The organism is Streptomyces sp. NPDC001970 (assembly GCF_053594115.1).
On sequence record NZ_JBSFDW010000009.1, the window covers coordinates 131,807 to 146,046 of the forward strand.

13 protein-coding genes and 2 pseudogenes are annotated in these 14,240 nt (G+C 68.4%); 8 read left to right on the plus strand and 7 right to left on the minus strand.

The features are described from left to right. The first annotated feature begins 28 nt into the window (after nt 1-28). The 4 genes from ACWCP0_RS14240 (at nt 29) to ACWCP0_RS14255 (ending at nt 2,345) form a co-directional block, all read left to right on the plus strand. A complete protein-coding gene (locus ACWCP0_RS14240) occupies nt 29-346 on the plus strand; it encodes a cupin domain-containing protein (protein ID WP_351230598.1) in 318 nt (105 codons plus the stop codon). Nucleotides 347-475: 129 nt separating this feature from the next. Further along, nucleotides 476-691: a DUF5326 family protein gene (locus ACWCP0_RS14245; RefSeq protein ID WP_451079099.1), complete on the plus strand. Its 216-nt coding sequence runs from the start codon at nt 476-478 to the stop codon at nt 689-691. Between the two features lie 388 nt (nt 692-1,079). Beyond that, on the plus strand, nt 1,080-1,817 hold the full coding sequence (locus tag ACWCP0_RS14250; RefSeq protein ID WP_451079178.1) for an IclR family transcriptional regulator: 738 nt from the start codon (nt 1,080-1,082) through the stop codon (nt 1,815-1,817). 99 nt (nt 1,818-1,916) lie between these two features. Next, complete coding sequence (locus tag ACWCP0_RS14255; protein WP_451079179.1) at nt 1,917-2,345, plus strand: SsgA family sporulation/cell division regulator; 429 nt, start codon at nt 1,917-1,919, stop codon at nt 2,343-2,345. 1 nt (nt 2,346) lies between these two features. Here ACWCP0_RS14255 and ACWCP0_RS14260 read toward each other — a convergent pair whose 3' ends face one another. Next, entirely contained in the window at nt 2,347-3,711 is a 1,365-nt protein-coding gene (locus ACWCP0_RS14260) for a YibE/F family protein (RefSeq protein WP_451079100.1), read from the minus strand. A 197-nt stretch (nt 3,712-3,908) separates the two neighbouring features. Here ACWCP0_RS14260 and thiC point away from each other — a divergent pair, with 197 nt between their 5' ends. Further along, nucleotides 3,909-5,699, plus strand: coding sequence for a phosphomethylpyrimidine synthase ThiC (gene thiC, locus ACWCP0_RS14265; RefSeq protein ID WP_451079101.1), 1,791 nt, complete (start codon nt 3,909-3,911; stop codon nt 5,697-5,699). A 55-nt stretch (nt 5,700-5,754) separates the two neighbouring features. Here the strand turns inward: thiC and ACWCP0_RS14270 are convergent, their stop codons facing one another. Continuing rightward, nucleotides 5,755-6,228, minus strand: a complete 474-nt coding sequence (locus ACWCP0_RS14270) for a hypothetical protein (protein ID WP_451079102.1) — start codon at nt 6,226-6,228, stop codon at nt 5,755-5,757. A gap of 413 nt (nt 6,229-6,641) precedes the next feature. Between ACWCP0_RS14270 and ACWCP0_RS14275 the strand changes: the two genes are divergently transcribed. Further along, the gene (locus tag ACWCP0_RS14275) at nt 6,642-6,998 is read left to right on the plus strand and encodes a DUF805 domain-containing protein (RefSeq protein ID WP_451079103.1); all 357 of its coding nucleotides are present in this window, start codon (nt 6,642-6,644) and stop codon (nt 6,996-6,998) included. A gap of 96 nt (nt 6,999-7,094) precedes the next feature. Here the strand turns inward: ACWCP0_RS14275 and ACWCP0_RS14280 are convergent. The 4 genes and pseudogenes from ACWCP0_RS14280 to ACWCP0_RS14295 all read right to left on the minus strand — a co-directional run. Then, nucleotides 7,095-7,313, minus strand: a pseudogene (locus ACWCP0_RS14280) (DinB family protein); the annotation flags it as partial. Nucleotides 7,314-7,319: 6 nt separating this feature from the next. Further along, nucleotides 7,320-8,150, minus strand: a complete 831-nt coding sequence (locus ACWCP0_RS14285; RefSeq protein ID WP_451079104.1) for a hypothetical protein — start codon at nt 8,148-8,150, stop codon at nt 7,320-7,322. Nucleotides 8,151-8,297: 147 nt separating this feature from the next. Continuing rightward, the gene (locus ACWCP0_RS14290; RefSeq protein WP_451079180.1) at nt 8,298-9,407 is read right to left on the minus strand and encodes a metallophosphoesterase; all 1,110 of its coding nucleotides are present in this window, start codon (nt 9,405-9,407) and stop codon (nt 8,298-8,300) included. Between the two features lie 158 nt (nt 9,408-9,565). Next, complete coding sequence (locus tag ACWCP0_RS14295; protein ID WP_451079105.1) at nt 9,566-10,678, minus strand: LacI family DNA-binding transcriptional regulator; 1,113 nt, start codon at nt 10,676-10,678, stop codon at nt 9,566-9,568. 373 nt (nt 10,679-11,051) lie between these two features. Between ACWCP0_RS14295 and hisC the strand changes: the two genes are divergently transcribed. Then, on the plus strand, nt 11,052-12,137 hold the full coding sequence (gene hisC, locus ACWCP0_RS14300; RefSeq protein WP_451079106.1) for a histidinol-phosphate transaminase: 1,086 nt from the start codon (nt 11,052-11,054) through the stop codon (nt 12,135-12,137). Between the two features lie 136 nt (nt 12,138-12,273). On the opposite strand, the pseudogene ACWCP0_RS14305 reads toward hisC, so the two are convergent. Continuing rightward, nucleotides 12,274-12,507: pseudogene (locus ACWCP0_RS14305) on the minus strand (hypothetical protein); the annotation flags it as partial. 216 nt (nt 12,508-12,723) lie between these two features. Here ACWCP0_RS14305 and ACWCP0_RS14310 point away from each other — a divergent pair. Further along, entirely contained in the window at nt 12,724-14,229 is a 1,506-nt protein-coding gene (locus ACWCP0_RS14310) for a cytochrome ubiquinol oxidase subunit I (RefSeq protein ID WP_451079107.1), read from the plus strand. The last annotated feature ends 11 nt before the right edge of the window (nt 14,230-14,240 follow it).

Consider the following 14,240-nt stretch of genomic DNA (forward strand, 5'->3'; position numbering starts at 1 on the left):
TCGGACCAATGGCAGGGGCGGACGGACGATGAAGGCATTCCGACTGGACGAGCTCGAGGCGGAGCGCGCCGCGAACGAGGGGGCGTATCTGCAGTTTCTTCGCGAGCGGAACATGTCGGCCGGGCTGTACGCGCTGAACGCGGGCGAACTCGACCCCCAGCAGCCGCACGGACAGGACGAGATCTACTTGGTGGTCAGCGGCCGTGCCTCGATCACGGTCGGGATGGAGACGACGCAGGTCGGGCGGGGCAGTGTGGTCTACGTGCCGGCCGGGGTGGCCCACAAGTTCCATCACATCACCGAGGACCTGCGCGTCTTGGTCGTCTTCTCTCCGCCCGAGAGCTGACCGGGCACCCAGGGTTTCCCTAGGGGACGGATCAGGGGAGTTCAAGGGCCGCGGAGGCTCCGCCGGCCCGCGCCCACCCCTAGCATCGGAGCCAGGACAACTCACAGAAGCGAGGTTGGGACGATGGCGGTGCGGGAGATATTCGCGGGGATGCCCTGGTGGGTGAAGTGGGTTGCGGTGCCCTTGATCGCCATCGTCGTATTCGGCGGGCTTATCTCGACCGTGATCGGGATTGTCATCGGACTGCTCTTCAAGGTGCTCGTGTTCGTGGCACTCGTCGGCGGACTCATCTACGTCGTACGGAAGTTCATGAACTCCTCCTCGTCGTCGCGCGGTGACTGGTAGCACGTACGCACGTTAGCCCTCGCGAGGGAACGGTCACAGCTAATCAAGGCGCCCGAACAGAGGCTGCCATTAGAGTGGCCAACGCCTGCCGCCCCCTGGAAATCAAGGGTCGACGAGCGCGATGAACAGCGGTTTGTAGGACTTCCTGGGTTATTTCTCGCGGCTTGAATCCAGGCAGTCCTCGACCGGCCTTCAGGAGCGCGGCAGGCGCGCGGGGGCGGCCCCCGCGGGCGGGCGTGCCGCCCGTCACCACGCCTGGGGGTGACCTTTGGCTACAGCCACGGCTCCTGCACCTGCTGCTCCACCCGTATCTGTTGTTCCACCCGCATCTGTTGTTCCACCCGCACCGGCTGCTCCACCTGCGCCTGCCTGCGCACCTGCACCCACGCTGATCGGTTCGGTGCAGCGGGCGTTGAGACTGCTCGAGGCCGTGGGCTCCCACACCGCCGGAGCCCCGGCCAAGCAGCTCGCGCGCGAAGCGGGCCTCCCTCTGCCCACCGCGTACCACCTGCTGCGGACGCTGACCCACGAGGGCTATCTCCGGCGCGAGAACGGCGTGTTCGTCCTGGGCGAGGCAGCCGTGCGGCTCGCGGCCGGCGGCGCGATGCAGAATCGTCGTAGCAGGATCGAGGACTCGCTGGCCCACTGGCGGGACGCGATCGGCGTGCCCGTCTACTTCGCCCTCTACCGGGAGGGGGAGATCGAACTCGCCGCCGTGGCAGACACCTCGTACGCACCCGCCGTGGACGAGTGGGCCGACTTCCGCGAAACCGGGCACGCCCATGCGATCGGCCAGTGCCTGCTGAGCCAGCTCGACAAGAAAACCCGTGAGGACCACCTCGACCGCCATCCCGTGCAGGCGATCACCCCGTACACGGTCCGCGACCGGCGGGCGCTGCTGGAGCGGCTCGGCTCCGTGGACCGTATGCAAACGGTCGTCGAGCGTCAGGAATATGCACTCGGCACGGTCTGCGCGGCTATTCCGATCACAGTGGGTTCTCTTGCTGCCACCATGGCGATTTCGCTACCCGCCCACCAGGAAGATCGATTGCTGCCCGCGGTCGAGCAACTGCGCAGCGGGATGGGAAGTCTGCTCAGCTCGTTCGCGTTCTCTATCAGTATCTGAAAAATCACTCCTTGTGATCTGCCGGTGGGTGCAGCACGATGGCCCGAGAGGGCCAAGGGGGATCATTCCTGGCCGTTTTCATCTACTGCGGGGTACATGATGCGCGAGTCGGTTCAGGCCGAGGTCCTGATGAGCTTCCTCGTTTCCGAGGAGCTCTCGTTCCGGATCCCGGTGGAACTCCGATATGAGACGGGAGATGCATACGCGGTTCGGATGACCTTTCACCTGCCCGGCGATGCGCCCGTGACCTGGGCCTTCGGTCGAGAGCTGCTCATCGACGGCATCAACGGGCCCAGTGGTGACGGCGACGTGCACATCGCGCCGACCGAGCCCGAAGGGCTCTCCGATGTGTCCATCCGGCTCCAGGTCGGTGCCGACCGCGCGATGTTCCGGGTGAGCGCCGCGCCGCTGGTGGCCTTCCTCGACCGTACGGACAAGCTGGTTCCGCTGGGGCAGGAGCGCACGCTCGGTGACTTCGAGGACCATCTGGAGGCGGCGCTCGGGCGCATCCTCGCAGAGGCCGGCTGAGTCACCTCTTGCGGCGGCGGCCCCTCCCGCCGCGAACCACGGCCCCGCCGTTACCGGCACCGGCACCCGCAGTGGCCCCCGGCCGGTCGGCGGAGACGACCAGTGCCGCCAGCGCGGTGGTCACCGGCACCGATGCGACCAGACCGATCGAGCCGATCAGCGTCCGTACGATCTCCTCCGCCACCAGTTCGCTGGTGGCCACCGTCCCCACGCCCGACTGGGCGATCGAGAACAGCAGGAGCAGGGGCAACGACGCGCCCGCGTAAGCGAGTACGAGCGTGTTGACGACCGAGGCGATGTGGTCGCGCCCGATCCGGATGGCGGCCCGGTACAGACCGCGCGGGCCCAGCCTCGGATCCGCCTGGTGCAGCTCCCAGACCGCCGATGTCTGGGTCACCGTCACATCGTCGAGCACACCGAGCGAACCGATGATCACGCCTGCCAGCAGCAGACCGGACATGTCGATGTTCGGGTACAGGCCGTGGATCAGGCCGGTGTTGTCGTCCGTGTTCCCGCTCAGGGCCGCCCAGCCGATGAAGAGCGAGCCGAGCAGTCCGATCAGCAGCAGCGAGATGAGTGTGCCGAGCACCGCGACCGAGGTGCGCGCGGACAGGCCATGGCACATGTAGAGCGCGATCAGCATGATCGCACTCGCCCCGACCACCGCGACGACCAGCGGATTCGAGCCCTGCAGAATCGCGGGCAGAATGAACAGCGTCAGTACGGCGAAGCTGATCGCGAGCGCGATCAGGGCAGCCACCCCGCGCAGTCGTCCGACCACGACGACCACGAGCGCGAAGATCCCGGCGAGCACCACCATCGGGACACGCCGGTCCACATCGGCGACCGAGTACTGGAGGTCTTGCGGGGCGTCCGGCGCATACGCCACGACCACGCCCTGCCCCTGGTGCAGTTGCCGAGGGGCGTCCGGCTGCACGACCTCGACGAACGTACGGCCCTTGTTCTCACCGGTCGTGACCTCGACCGTCGCTCTCGCGCACGTTCCTTGCTGCGAGTTGACCGCTTCGCGTCCCTCGGGGGTCGAGGTGTCGCCGGTCGGCGGCACCTGGGCGGCGTTCACGTCCTTGCAGTCGACCTGCTCGACCTTCACCACCCGCCCCTCCTCGGTCTGCCGGTCGAAGCCGACTCCGGTGCGCTCGTGGCCCGGGATCCCGCCCGGCCAGAGCACGACGAGACCCACCAGAACGGCGGTGGCGAAAGGAATCAGCACCGCGGCGATGACCCGTCTCAGATGCCGCGAAACGGGCTCGGCAGGCCCGTGGCTGTGCGTGTGGCCGTGGGCGTGAGCGGCCTCCTTGCCGTCGGCGGGGCCATGAGGTTCGGGCGTCTGCTGCGAGGAAGTCACCGACCGATCATCGCAAGAACGAAAGAGGCCCACTGTTCAGCACGCCAGATATGGCGCTAGCGTGGTGACACCTTTGCACACGCGGGAGCTCGGAGCACCGGGCTGAGAGGGCGCTGACCTCCGTACATCCGTACGGGACAGCTGCGCCGACCGCCGAACCTGTTACCGGGTAATGCCGGCGTAGGGAGTAGGTCACGATGACCATTGAGGACACACGCACGCCTGCCTCCAGCTCGAACGAGGGGGAGAACGAGAGCGGGAAGTCCATCGGCCGGCACAAGGGATACGTCGAGGGCTCCCGCCCCGACATCCGGGTGCCGGTCCGCCTGGTGCACCTCACCAACGGCAAGGACGTGACCCTGTACGACACGTCCGGGCCGTACACCGACCCCAATGTCGAGACCGACGTCCGCCGCGGACTGCCGCCGCTGCGGGAGAACTGGATCATCGGTCGCGGCGACACCGAGGAGTACGCGGGCCGGCCCGTCCGCCCCGAGGACGACGGGATCAAGCACACCTCGCCGCGCGGCGGGCTCCGCAACCTCGACGCGGTCTTCCCCGGCCGTCCGCGCCAGCCCCGCCGGGGCCGCGGCGGCCAGGCGGTGACGCAACTCGCGTACGCCCGCCGGGGCGAGATCACGCCGGAGATGGAGTACGTCGCGATCCGTGAGAACGTCTCCCCCGAGGTCGTCCGCGAGGAGATCGCCGCCGGGCGTGCGGTGCTGCCGGCGAACGTCAACCACCCGGAGATCGAGCCGATGATCATCGGCAAGAGGTTCCTGGTGAAGGTCAACGCCAACATCGGGAACTCCGCGGTGACCTCCTCCATCGAGGAGGAGGTGGAGAAGATGACCTGGGCGACCCGCTGGGGCGCGGACACGGTCATGGACCTCTCCACCGGCCGCAACATCCACACCACCCGCGAATGGGTGCTGCGCAACTCCCCCGTGCCGATCGGCACGGTCCCGCTCTACCAGGCGCTGGAGAAGGTCGACGGCCGCGCCGAGGAGCTGACCTGGGAGATCTACAAGGACACCGTCATCGAGCAGGCCGAGCAGGGCGTCGACTACATGACGGTCCACGCGGGCGTGCTGCTGCGGTACGTACCCCTGACCGCCCGCCGCAAGACGGGCATCGTCTCGCGCGGCGGCTCGATCATGGCGGCCTGGTGCCTCGCGCACCACAAGGAGTCGTTCCTGTACGAGAACTTCGAGGAGCTCTGCGAGATCCTCGCGGCGTACGACGTCACCTACTCCCTCGGCGACGGCCTGCGGCCCGGGTCGATCGCGGACGCCAACGACGAGGCGCAGTTCGCCGAGTTGAGGACCCTCGGGGAACTCAACACGATCGCCAAGAGTCACCAGGTACAGACGATGATCGAGGGCCCGGGACACGTCCCGATGCACAAGATCAAGGAGAACATCGACCTCCAGCAGGAGATCTGTGAAGAGGCGCCCTTCTACACGCTGGGCCCCCTGACGACCGACGTGGCGCCCGCGTACGACCACATCACCTCCGGCATCGGCGCCGCCATGATCGCCTGGTGGGGTACGGCGATGCTCTGCTACGTCACGCCCAAGGAGCACCTGGGCCTGCCGAACCGGGATGACGTCAAGACCGGCGTCATCACCTACAAGATCGCCGCACATGCGGCCGATCTCGCCAAGGGACACCCGGGCGCGCAGGAGTGGGACGACGCCCTCTCCGACGCGCGCTTCGAGTTCCGCTGGGAGGACCAGTTCAATCTGGCCCTGGACCCGGACACGGCCCGGGAGTTCCACGACGAGACGCTGCCTGCGGAGCCGGCGAAGACCGCGCATTTCTGCTCGATGTGCGGGCCGAAGTTCTGCTCGATGAAGATCTCCCAGGACATCCGGCGCGAGCACGGCGGCGACCTGAAGTCGCAGGAGATCGAGGCGGGCATGGCGGAGAAGTCCGCCGAGTTCGCGGCGGCAGGCAACCGCGTGTACCTGCCGATCGCGGACTGAGCGTCCGCCGGTCCGTCCGTGTGCGTGGTGGAGGCCCCGTCCTGGCCTCCACCGCTCATCGGGTGGTGTCCTTCTTCAGGACGCGGAGCTCTCCGGCGCCGGGATCGCCGATGTGGGTCCACAGGACGGGGACTGCGGCCGAGCCCCTCGCCTCGTACTGGGTCCATACGTCACCGGGGCTCAACTCGGCGCGGACTTCCGTGGTGTTCTCACCGGAGAAATCCGACTCGGAGCTCTCCCAGGTGCCCGTACCGGTCTTGACCGGGGCCAGGTCGAGTCCGGCGCTGGCCCCGGTGGCGGCGTCGGAGTAGTTGCCGCACACGTTCGTGGCGGCGAAGGTTCCGTCTGCGGCGAGGACGATCCGGCCACCCTGCTCGTCCTGCCAGGTGCCCACGTTGTCGCTCCGCGCCAGAACGAGCAGATCACCGTCCGGTACGGGGACCACGATGCGGCCGAGGCCCACCGGGACGACCGGCGCCACAGGGGCGGCGCCGGTGAGTGCCGGCAGCGCGGCCAATCCCGCGCCCAATGCCACGAGGATGCCGACGGCGGCGGCCAGGCGGTGGTTCGACTCCCCGGGCGGGGGTGGCCACGTCCGGTGGGGAAATCTTCGGGGTCTCTCGGTACCTTGCACGCGCCACCCTGCCGGCTGTGGACCGGGCTGTTCCCGCACGGCCGCGCCATCATGCCCTCTTCCACGGCCGTGCCTTGTCGCGGGTTGCCCAAGTGAATGCCGGTGGCTGGTTTGTGATGAGGCATCCCTTTCCTGTCGTGATCGCACCTGTCCTCCGGCCTCGGAACGGACACGGTTGAGTGGCAGGACGATGAACGTTCTCCCAGCGGTCAGGCAGCGCTTGACCGGGTCTTTATGTGTGCCTTACGTTCCGCCTTGCTTGGCCGAAAATCGATGCGTCCCTGACAAAGGGAATGAAAGGAACCGAAGTGAGCTGGTACCTGGCTGTGCTCAAGAACTACGCCGGATTCGGCGGTCGTGCACGCCGCAAGGAGTACTGGATGTTCGTACTCTTCAACGTCATCTTCGCCGCGGTGCTTCTCGGCATCGGCTTCGCCATCGAGTCGCAGATCCCCTACGCGATCTACATACTCGCGACGCTGATCCCGGCTCTCGCCGCAGCGGTGCGCCGGCTGCACGACACCGGCCGCTCGGGCTGGTGGCTGCTCATCTCCTTCGTTCCCCTCGTCGGCGGCATCATCCTGCTCGTCTTCCTGGCGTCCGACGGCAAGCCGGAGGAGAACCAGTACGGCGTGAACCCGAAGCTCGCTCCCGCCGCGGCGTGAGTCGACGATCCGTCAGGATCGGACCAGGGGCCGGGTGCAGCCGTCGGAGCTGCCCCGGCCTTCGCCGTGCCCGGCGCGACCCCCCGGGCGACGCCTTCAGTGCCGGCGCGCGCGGTAGAGGTCCCGTAGCAACGCGATCTCGGCTCCGTGGTGCAGCAGTTCCTGGTTGACCCACCAGACGGTCTCGATGAAACGGGTCCTCCGGGTCGCTGCCAGGGGGCACGTACTGTGGCCCGCCGTGTCGAGCGCCGCATCGTCCGCGCCGAGCAGGGCTTTCCGCCATGCCGTGGCGCCCACGTCGAAGACTGCGACGGCTTCCGGCTACTCGGGTCGGTGCTCCGGAGGACCGAAGTCCGGGCTGGTGAAGTCCGGGCTGGTGAATGCCGGGCGGGAGTTCTCCGACGATCCCTCGCTCGGGCTGGAGAAGTCGGGCCCGCTGTAGCCGACCTTCGGGATCCGGTTCGCCCGGCGCGGTGGAGCGGGCGATGCCGGGTCGGCGCTGGGGTCGGCGAGGGCGGCGCGCAGGAACGGGATGATTCCACGCTCCAGGAGGGCGTGCCGCCAGGCCTCCCTGGCACGTGCCACCTCGTCGGGCAGTTCGCCCCCCGCCTCCTCGGCGGGCACCTCGGTCGCGCTGTTCCGCAGAGCCGTGATCAGCAGTCCGATGGCGGCGGCCAGGAGGCCCGCCGCAGTGAGTGCCCCGAAGAACCAGCCGGCCGTCAGCAGGGTCTCCGCGAAGGAGGGTTCCGGGCTGAGCGCCTTCAGGACATAACCCACGAGAAGGAAGATCACCGCGGCGGTGCCCGCAAGGACCGGCGCCAGGACGGTCAGCACGGCGCCGAAGCCGGCCCCGGCGCCCGACTCGGCCGATTCACCGAGCGCGGGGCCCAGCACCGAGCTTCGGACGGACGTTGTGGACGGCGCGCGCAGTTCGTCGCGGACCTTCACGAAGTGCTCGTACTCCGCGGACGCTGCGCTGGTTATCAGTGCGGTGGCGTTGAGCGCCATCGTGCGTAGCTGTTCGGCGTTGAGCCGCTTCCCGACGGCGTCGAGATCCGGACGGTCGTGTGCGTTGCGCAGCGCGTCGTCGAGGAGGCGCTCGTATTCGGCGCGGTCCTCGGTCAGCAGGTGCGGAGCGCTGTTCATGTGCATCCCCCGATGCTCCGTAGGGCCGGATTGCCCGCGTGGGTGGGCGGTTGGGCGGAAACGGAGGAGAGCCTGCTACGGATAAGCCGATGGTAGAGCGGTTACGGCACGGGGTGACAGGGGGTTTCCGGAAATCGCCTTCCCCGGATCGGCTCAGCCATGCAGAGGGAGCTGCACCACCAGCAACTTTCCGGCCATGGTCACTCCGCCGTCCATCGCGATGGCGAGTCCGTCCGCGTACACATGCGGGCCCTCGACCACCGGGCGGGAGACCGCTTCGCCGTCCGCCGCGTCCTCGGTGCCGACCTCGCCGAGCAGATAGGGAATCGGGCTGTGGCCGTGGACGACGCGCTGTCCGCCGTACGCGGCGAGCAGCTCGCGCACGGCCTGCGGTCCCTCGTCGTCACGGAAGGCGAAGCGCTTGGTGAACTTGCGGAAGAGGTCCCAGCACTCGTCGGCGTCGTTGCGGTTCAGGATCTCGTGGACGTTGTCGTTGACGTCCTCGATCGTGGTGCCGTACTCGAGGTAGGCGGTCGTGTCGGAGTGCATCAGCAGATGCCCGTCCTCCTCGACCACCGCGTCCAGCCGGGCCATCCACTGGAGGTGGACGTCCTGGAGGCGGTCCATGTCGTTCTTCTGGCCGCCGTTGAGAAGCCAGGCGGCCTGGAAGGTGGCGGTCCCGGCGCCGGAGTTGACGGGCGTGTCGCCGAAGCGCTTCGCACCGATGAGCAGCAGTTCGTGATTGCCCATCAGGGCCTTGCAGTAGCCGCCGGCGGCCGCGGCCTCCGCGGAGAGCCGCATGACGAGGTCGATGACTCCGATGCCGTCGGGGCCGCGGTCGGTGAAGTCGCCGAGGAACCAGAGCCGGGTGTTGCCCGCCGACCAGTGGCCCTCGGCGTCGATCAGGCCCTTCCCGGAGAGCGCGGCGACGAGCTCGTCGAGATATCCGTGGACGTCGCCGACGACGTAGAGCGGCCCGAGGCCGTCCGGGACGGCGGCCTGCGTCTCGTCCGGCGCGACGGTCACCTGGACGGTGTCCCCGCGACGGTTGATCACCGGCAGGTCGCGCTCGGTGGGGGTGTAGCCCTCCGGCGGCTCGTCCTCCGGGAAGGCGTTGCCGGGGTGGTCGAGCACGTGCTCGTACGACGGCGCCTGCGACTGCACCGGGACCTGTGCGTACGGGGGCACGCGGAAGTCACGCAACGTCGCCGTCCGCACCACGGGTCCCTGACCGGCCCCCTGAGTCATCGACCCCTCCACCACCGTCGCGCCGCCGTACACCGTCGGCCCGGCCTGGTCGGGGAGGCCCGCGGTGTCGTGCGCCCATCATAGGAATGCGGATCGTGCTGTGTGATGCACCAGGGGTGCTGAATCCGGGTACACCCCCGGTTCGTCGTCCGTTTCACCCCAATTGGGCTGGTCTAGTCCTGGGAGGGGGACCGCGGGTGGCTCACCGTCGTCCGCGGGGGGCGGCGCTGTGAGGACGCACGGACGATGAGTTCCGTCGGTATCACCTGCTCGATCGGCCGGCCTCCGTCGACGCCCTCGATCGCGTCGATCAGCAGCTGCACGACGGCGGTGCCGATCCTCCGGGGCTTGAGCGAGAGGGTGGTGACGGGCGGATCGGTGTTGGCGTACAGCGTGGACTCGCTGCAGCAGACCAGGAGGAGGTCGTCGGGGACGCGCAGTCCGTACCGCCTGGCCGCGGCGAGCAGGTCCGTGCCGTTGGGGTCGAAGAGTCCGTAGACGGCGTCGGGGCGGTCGGGGCGGGCGAGCAGCCGATCGGCGGCGACGGCTCCCGCGCACGGGTCGTGCGCGGGGTAGGCCTCGTAGACCGGGTCCTGGCCGACCCGCTCGCACCAGCTCAGGTACGCGGTGGTCGAGAGCCGGGTGTAGGTGTCGGTGGAGGTGCCGGTGAGCAGGCCGATCCGGCGGGCGCCGGCGTCGGCGAGATGGTCGAGCAGCTCGAGTACGGCGGCTTCGTGGTCGTTGTCGACCCAGGCGGTCACCGGGAGGCTGCCGGCGGGGCGTCCGTCGGAGACGACGGGCAGGCCCTGGCGGACCAGCTCGGTGACGACCGGGTCGTGGTCGGAGGGGTCGATGACGACGGTGCCGTCGAGGGCGACGTTCGACCAGACGTCGTGGCGTGAGGTGGCGGGGAGGATGACGAGGGCGTAGCCGCGGGCGAGCGCGGCGGAGGTCGCGGCTCTCGCCATCTCCGCGAAGTACGCGAATTCGGTGAAGGTGAAAGGTTCATCCCCGTACGTGGTCACGGTCAGGCCGATCAGTCCCGACTTGCCTGTACGGAGTGTCCGGGCCGCGGCCGACGGGCGGTAGCCCAGCCGGTCCGCGACCTCGCGGACGTGGCGGCGCGTGGCGTCGGGCAGTCTGCCCTTGCCGTTGAGGGCGTCGGAGACGGTCGTGATGGAGACACCGGCAGCGGCGGCCACGTCCCGGATGCCCGCCCGACCTTGCCGGTTGCCCCGGCGGGTTGTTTCCGTCCGGCTTACCTGGTGCTTCCCTGCTGCTGTCATGGCGAGCCGATAGTAGGGCGATGTCGGGCGGTTGGGCCGGTCGCATATGCGGACGTTGGCAGGCACGTTTCTGCATGGCGCGCACTGGCCAATGGCCTTGGAAATAAAGGGGGTTGGGGCGTCCAGCACTCTTCTCGCGGTTGTCGACCGGCATAGACCTGCCAAGGGTCCGAGGTCTCGAAGAGGTCTCAACTCACTACTACGGGCGATGCGCGCCACGGAGTGAGCCACCGGCGCACGCAAGGCGGGGGAGCGCTCCCCCCTGTTCCGGGATCGGCTTTCCGTATCTGCCGCCGGCCATTCGCACCGGCCGGGAATCCTCATAAGGTGAGCAGTATTGGTGAGCCTGTACGACGGTCGAGGAGGACCTGCGGTGAGCGAGAAGAGCCCGAGGCTGCGCGCCGAGCTGGACGGCATTCCCACCTACAAGCCGGGCAAGCCTGCCGCGGCCGGTGACGAGGGGCCGACCGCCTTCAAGCTGTCCTCCAACGAGAACCCGTACCCGCCCCTGCCCGGGGTGATGGAGACCGTGATTGCCGCGGCGGCGGGCTTCAACCGCTACCCGGACATGGCCTGCACCGGACTGATGAACGAGCTCTCCGACCGGTTCGGGGTGCCCGTCTCGCATCTGGCGACCGGCACCGGTTCGGTGGGCGTCGCCCAGCAGCTGCTCCAGGCCACGGCCGGCCCGGGCGACGAGGTCATCTATGCCTGGCGGTCCTTCGAGGCGTACCCGATCATCACGCAGATCAGCGGAGCCACGCCGGTTCCGGTGCCGCTGACCTCAGGTGATGTGCACGATCTGGACGCGATGGCGGACGCCGTCACGGACCGGACCCGGCTGGTCTTCGTCTGCAACCCGAACAATCCGACCGGCACGGTGGTGCACCGCGCCGAGCTGGAACGGTTCCTCGACCGCGTGCCCTCCGACGTGCTGGTGGTGCTGGACGAGGCGTACCGGGAGTTCATCCGGGACACGGACGTCCCCGACGGCATCGAGATCTACCGGGAGCGGCCGAACGTCGCCGTGCTCCGGACCTTCTCCAAGGCCTACGGCCTGGCCGGCCTGCGGGTCGGCTTCGCCATCGCCCACGAGCCGGTGGCGGCGGCGCTGCGCAAGACGGCCGTGCCCTTCGGCGTGAGCCAGCTCGCCCAGGACGCGGCGGTCGCGTCGCTGCAGGCCGAGGACGAGCTGCTCGGACGGGTCGGTTCGCTGGTGGCCGAGCGGACGCGGGTGTACGACGGGCTGGTGAAGCAGGGCTGGACCGTGCCGCCGACCCAGGCGAACTTCGTCTGGCTGCGGCTGGGCGAGCGTACGGTCGACTTCGCGGCGGCGTGCGAGCGGGCCGGGGTCGTGGTGCGGCCGTTCGCGGGCGAGGGCGTGCGGGTCACGATCGGCGAGTGCGAGGCGAACGACGTGTTCCTGAACACGGCGGAGGCGTTCCGCAAGGAGCTGTAGCCGGCGCTCTCCCGGGGTGCGTGGGCGATCCGGGAGTCCTCCTGCCAGGTGTGCTGTGTCCCCGCGGCCTTGTCCGCGGGGACTCTCCTGCGTGGCCGTTCGCGTGCTTGACGAGGATTGGTCCGACGCTGATCGGTTCGACGCGGATCGGGTCGCCCGGCCGCACCGTCGCCGGCACGCGCGGGTCGCCGTCGTTCCGGCCCAGGATGGTGCACGGGCTCGCGAGGCGGGGCTCTTCGCCCCGGATGGTGGCGGTGGACGAGATCGGGAGAGCCCTCGCGAGCGCCTCGCCCGTGGGGGTTTCCCCGAGGGTCGCCGTGAGCTGTCCGGCGGGCCGGGAGACGTGGATCCTCGCCCCCAAGTTCAACAATATGTTGAAGAAGTCGGGAAGAGCGACCGGTCGGCGACCGGGAGGGCCCCCCGCGCGCCGGTGCGGTTTTCGGATGAGTCATAATGCTTGTGAATGTGAACGCGTTCACAAGCGCGTCCCGAATCTCCAGGAATGTGATGGGCATACGGGGCAAACTGCCGGGACGCGCACGATGTACCAGGCCGATGTGACCACGCCGACGTAAGGAGAGACGACGTGGACCTAGCTCTGGCGCCAGAGACCCTGGCGCGCTGGCAGTTCGGCATCACCACCGTCTACCACTTCCTCTTCGTTCCCCTGACGATCTCGCTGGCCGCGCTCACGGCGGGACTGCAGACGGCGTGGGTCCGTACGGAGAACGAGAAGTACCTCAAGGCCACCAAGTTCTGGGGCAAGCTCTTCCTGATCAACATCGCGATGGGCGTGGTCACCGGCATCGTGCAGGAGTTCCAGTTCGGTATGAACTGGTCCGACTACTCACGTTTCGTCGGTGACGTGTTCGGGGCCCCGCTCGCCTTCGAGGCACTGATCGCCTTCTTCTTCGAGTCCACCTTCATCGGCCTGTGGATCTTCGGCTGGGACAAGCTCCCGAAGAGGATCCATCTCGCCTGCATCTGGATGGTCTCCATCGGCACCATCCTCTCCGCGTACTTCATCCTGGCGGCCAACTCCTGGATGCAGCACCCGGTCGGCTATCGGATCAACAAGGAGAACGGCCGGGCCGAGCTCACCGACTTCTGGCTCGTGCTGACCCAGAACACCACGCTCACCCAGGTCTTCCACACCCTGTCCGCGGCCTTCCTCGCGGGCGGCGCCTTCATGGTCGGCATCGCGGCCTTCCACCTCCTACGCAAGAAGCACGTCCCGGTGATGAAGAGCTCGCTGCGCCTGGGGCTGGTCACCGTGGCCGTCGCGGGTCTGCTCACCGCCGTCAGCGGTGACTCCCTCGGCAAGGTCATGTACGAGCAGCAGCCGATGAAGATGGCCGCCGCCGAGGCGCTCTGGGAGGGCGAGCAGCCGGCGCCGTTCTCCGTCTTCGCGTACGGCGATGTGGACAAGGGCCATAACAAGGTCGCCATAGAGATCCCTGGCCTGCTGTCGTTCCTGGCTCACAGCGACTTCACGTCGCACGTGCCCGGGATCAACGACACCAACGAGGCCTTGCAGGAGAAGTACGGGCCCGGCGACTACCGGCCCAACATCGCTGTGGCGTACTGGGGCTTCCGCTGGATGATCGGCTTCGGTATGACGTCCTTCACCATCGGTCTGGCCGGACTTTGGCTGACGCGCAAGAAGTTCCTGCTGCCGCCGGCGCTGCGGGTCGGGGAGGACGAGGTGCCGCATGTGGTGCTCTTCAGGAAGCCGCTCGGCCCGAAGCTCACCAAGCTGTACTGGCTGGCCGCGATCTGGACGCTGGGCTTCCCGCTGATCGCCAGCTCCTGGGGCTGGATCTTCACGGAGATGGGGCGGCAGCCCTGGGTCGTGTACGGCGTGCTCCGCACCCGTGACGCGGTCTCCCCCGGTGTCTCCCAGGGCGAGGTGCTCACCTCGATGATCGTCTTCACGGCGCTCTACGCGGTGCTCGCCGTCATCGAGGTCAAGCTGCTCGTGAAGTACGTCAAGGCCGGGCCTCCCGAGCTCACCGAGTCCGACCTCAATCCGCCCACCAGGATCGGCGGCGACGACCGTGACGCCGACCGGCCTATGGCCTTCTCCTACTGAGACCGAGGACT

Coding starts and splice junctions, on each gene's coding strand:
- ACWCP0_RS14240 (WP_351230598.1), top strand. CDS start 29: ATGAAGGCATTCCGACTGGACGAGCTCGAGGCGGAGCGCGCCGCGAAC.
- ACWCP0_RS14255 (WP_451079179.1), top strand. CDS start 1,917: ATGCGCGAGTCGGTTCAGGCCGAGGTCCTGATGAGCTTCCTCGTTTCC.
- thiC (WP_451079101.1), top strand. CDS start 3,909: ATGACCATTGAGGACACACGCACGCCTGCCTCCAGCTCGAACGAGGGG.
- ACWCP0_RS14285 (WP_451079104.1), bottom strand. CDS start 8,150: ATGCACATGAACAGCGCTCCGCACCTGCTGACCGAGGACCGCGCCGAA.
- ACWCP0_RS14295 (WP_451079105.1), bottom strand. CDS start 10,678: ATGACAGCAGCAGGGAAGCACCAGGTAAGCCGGACGGAAACAACCCGC.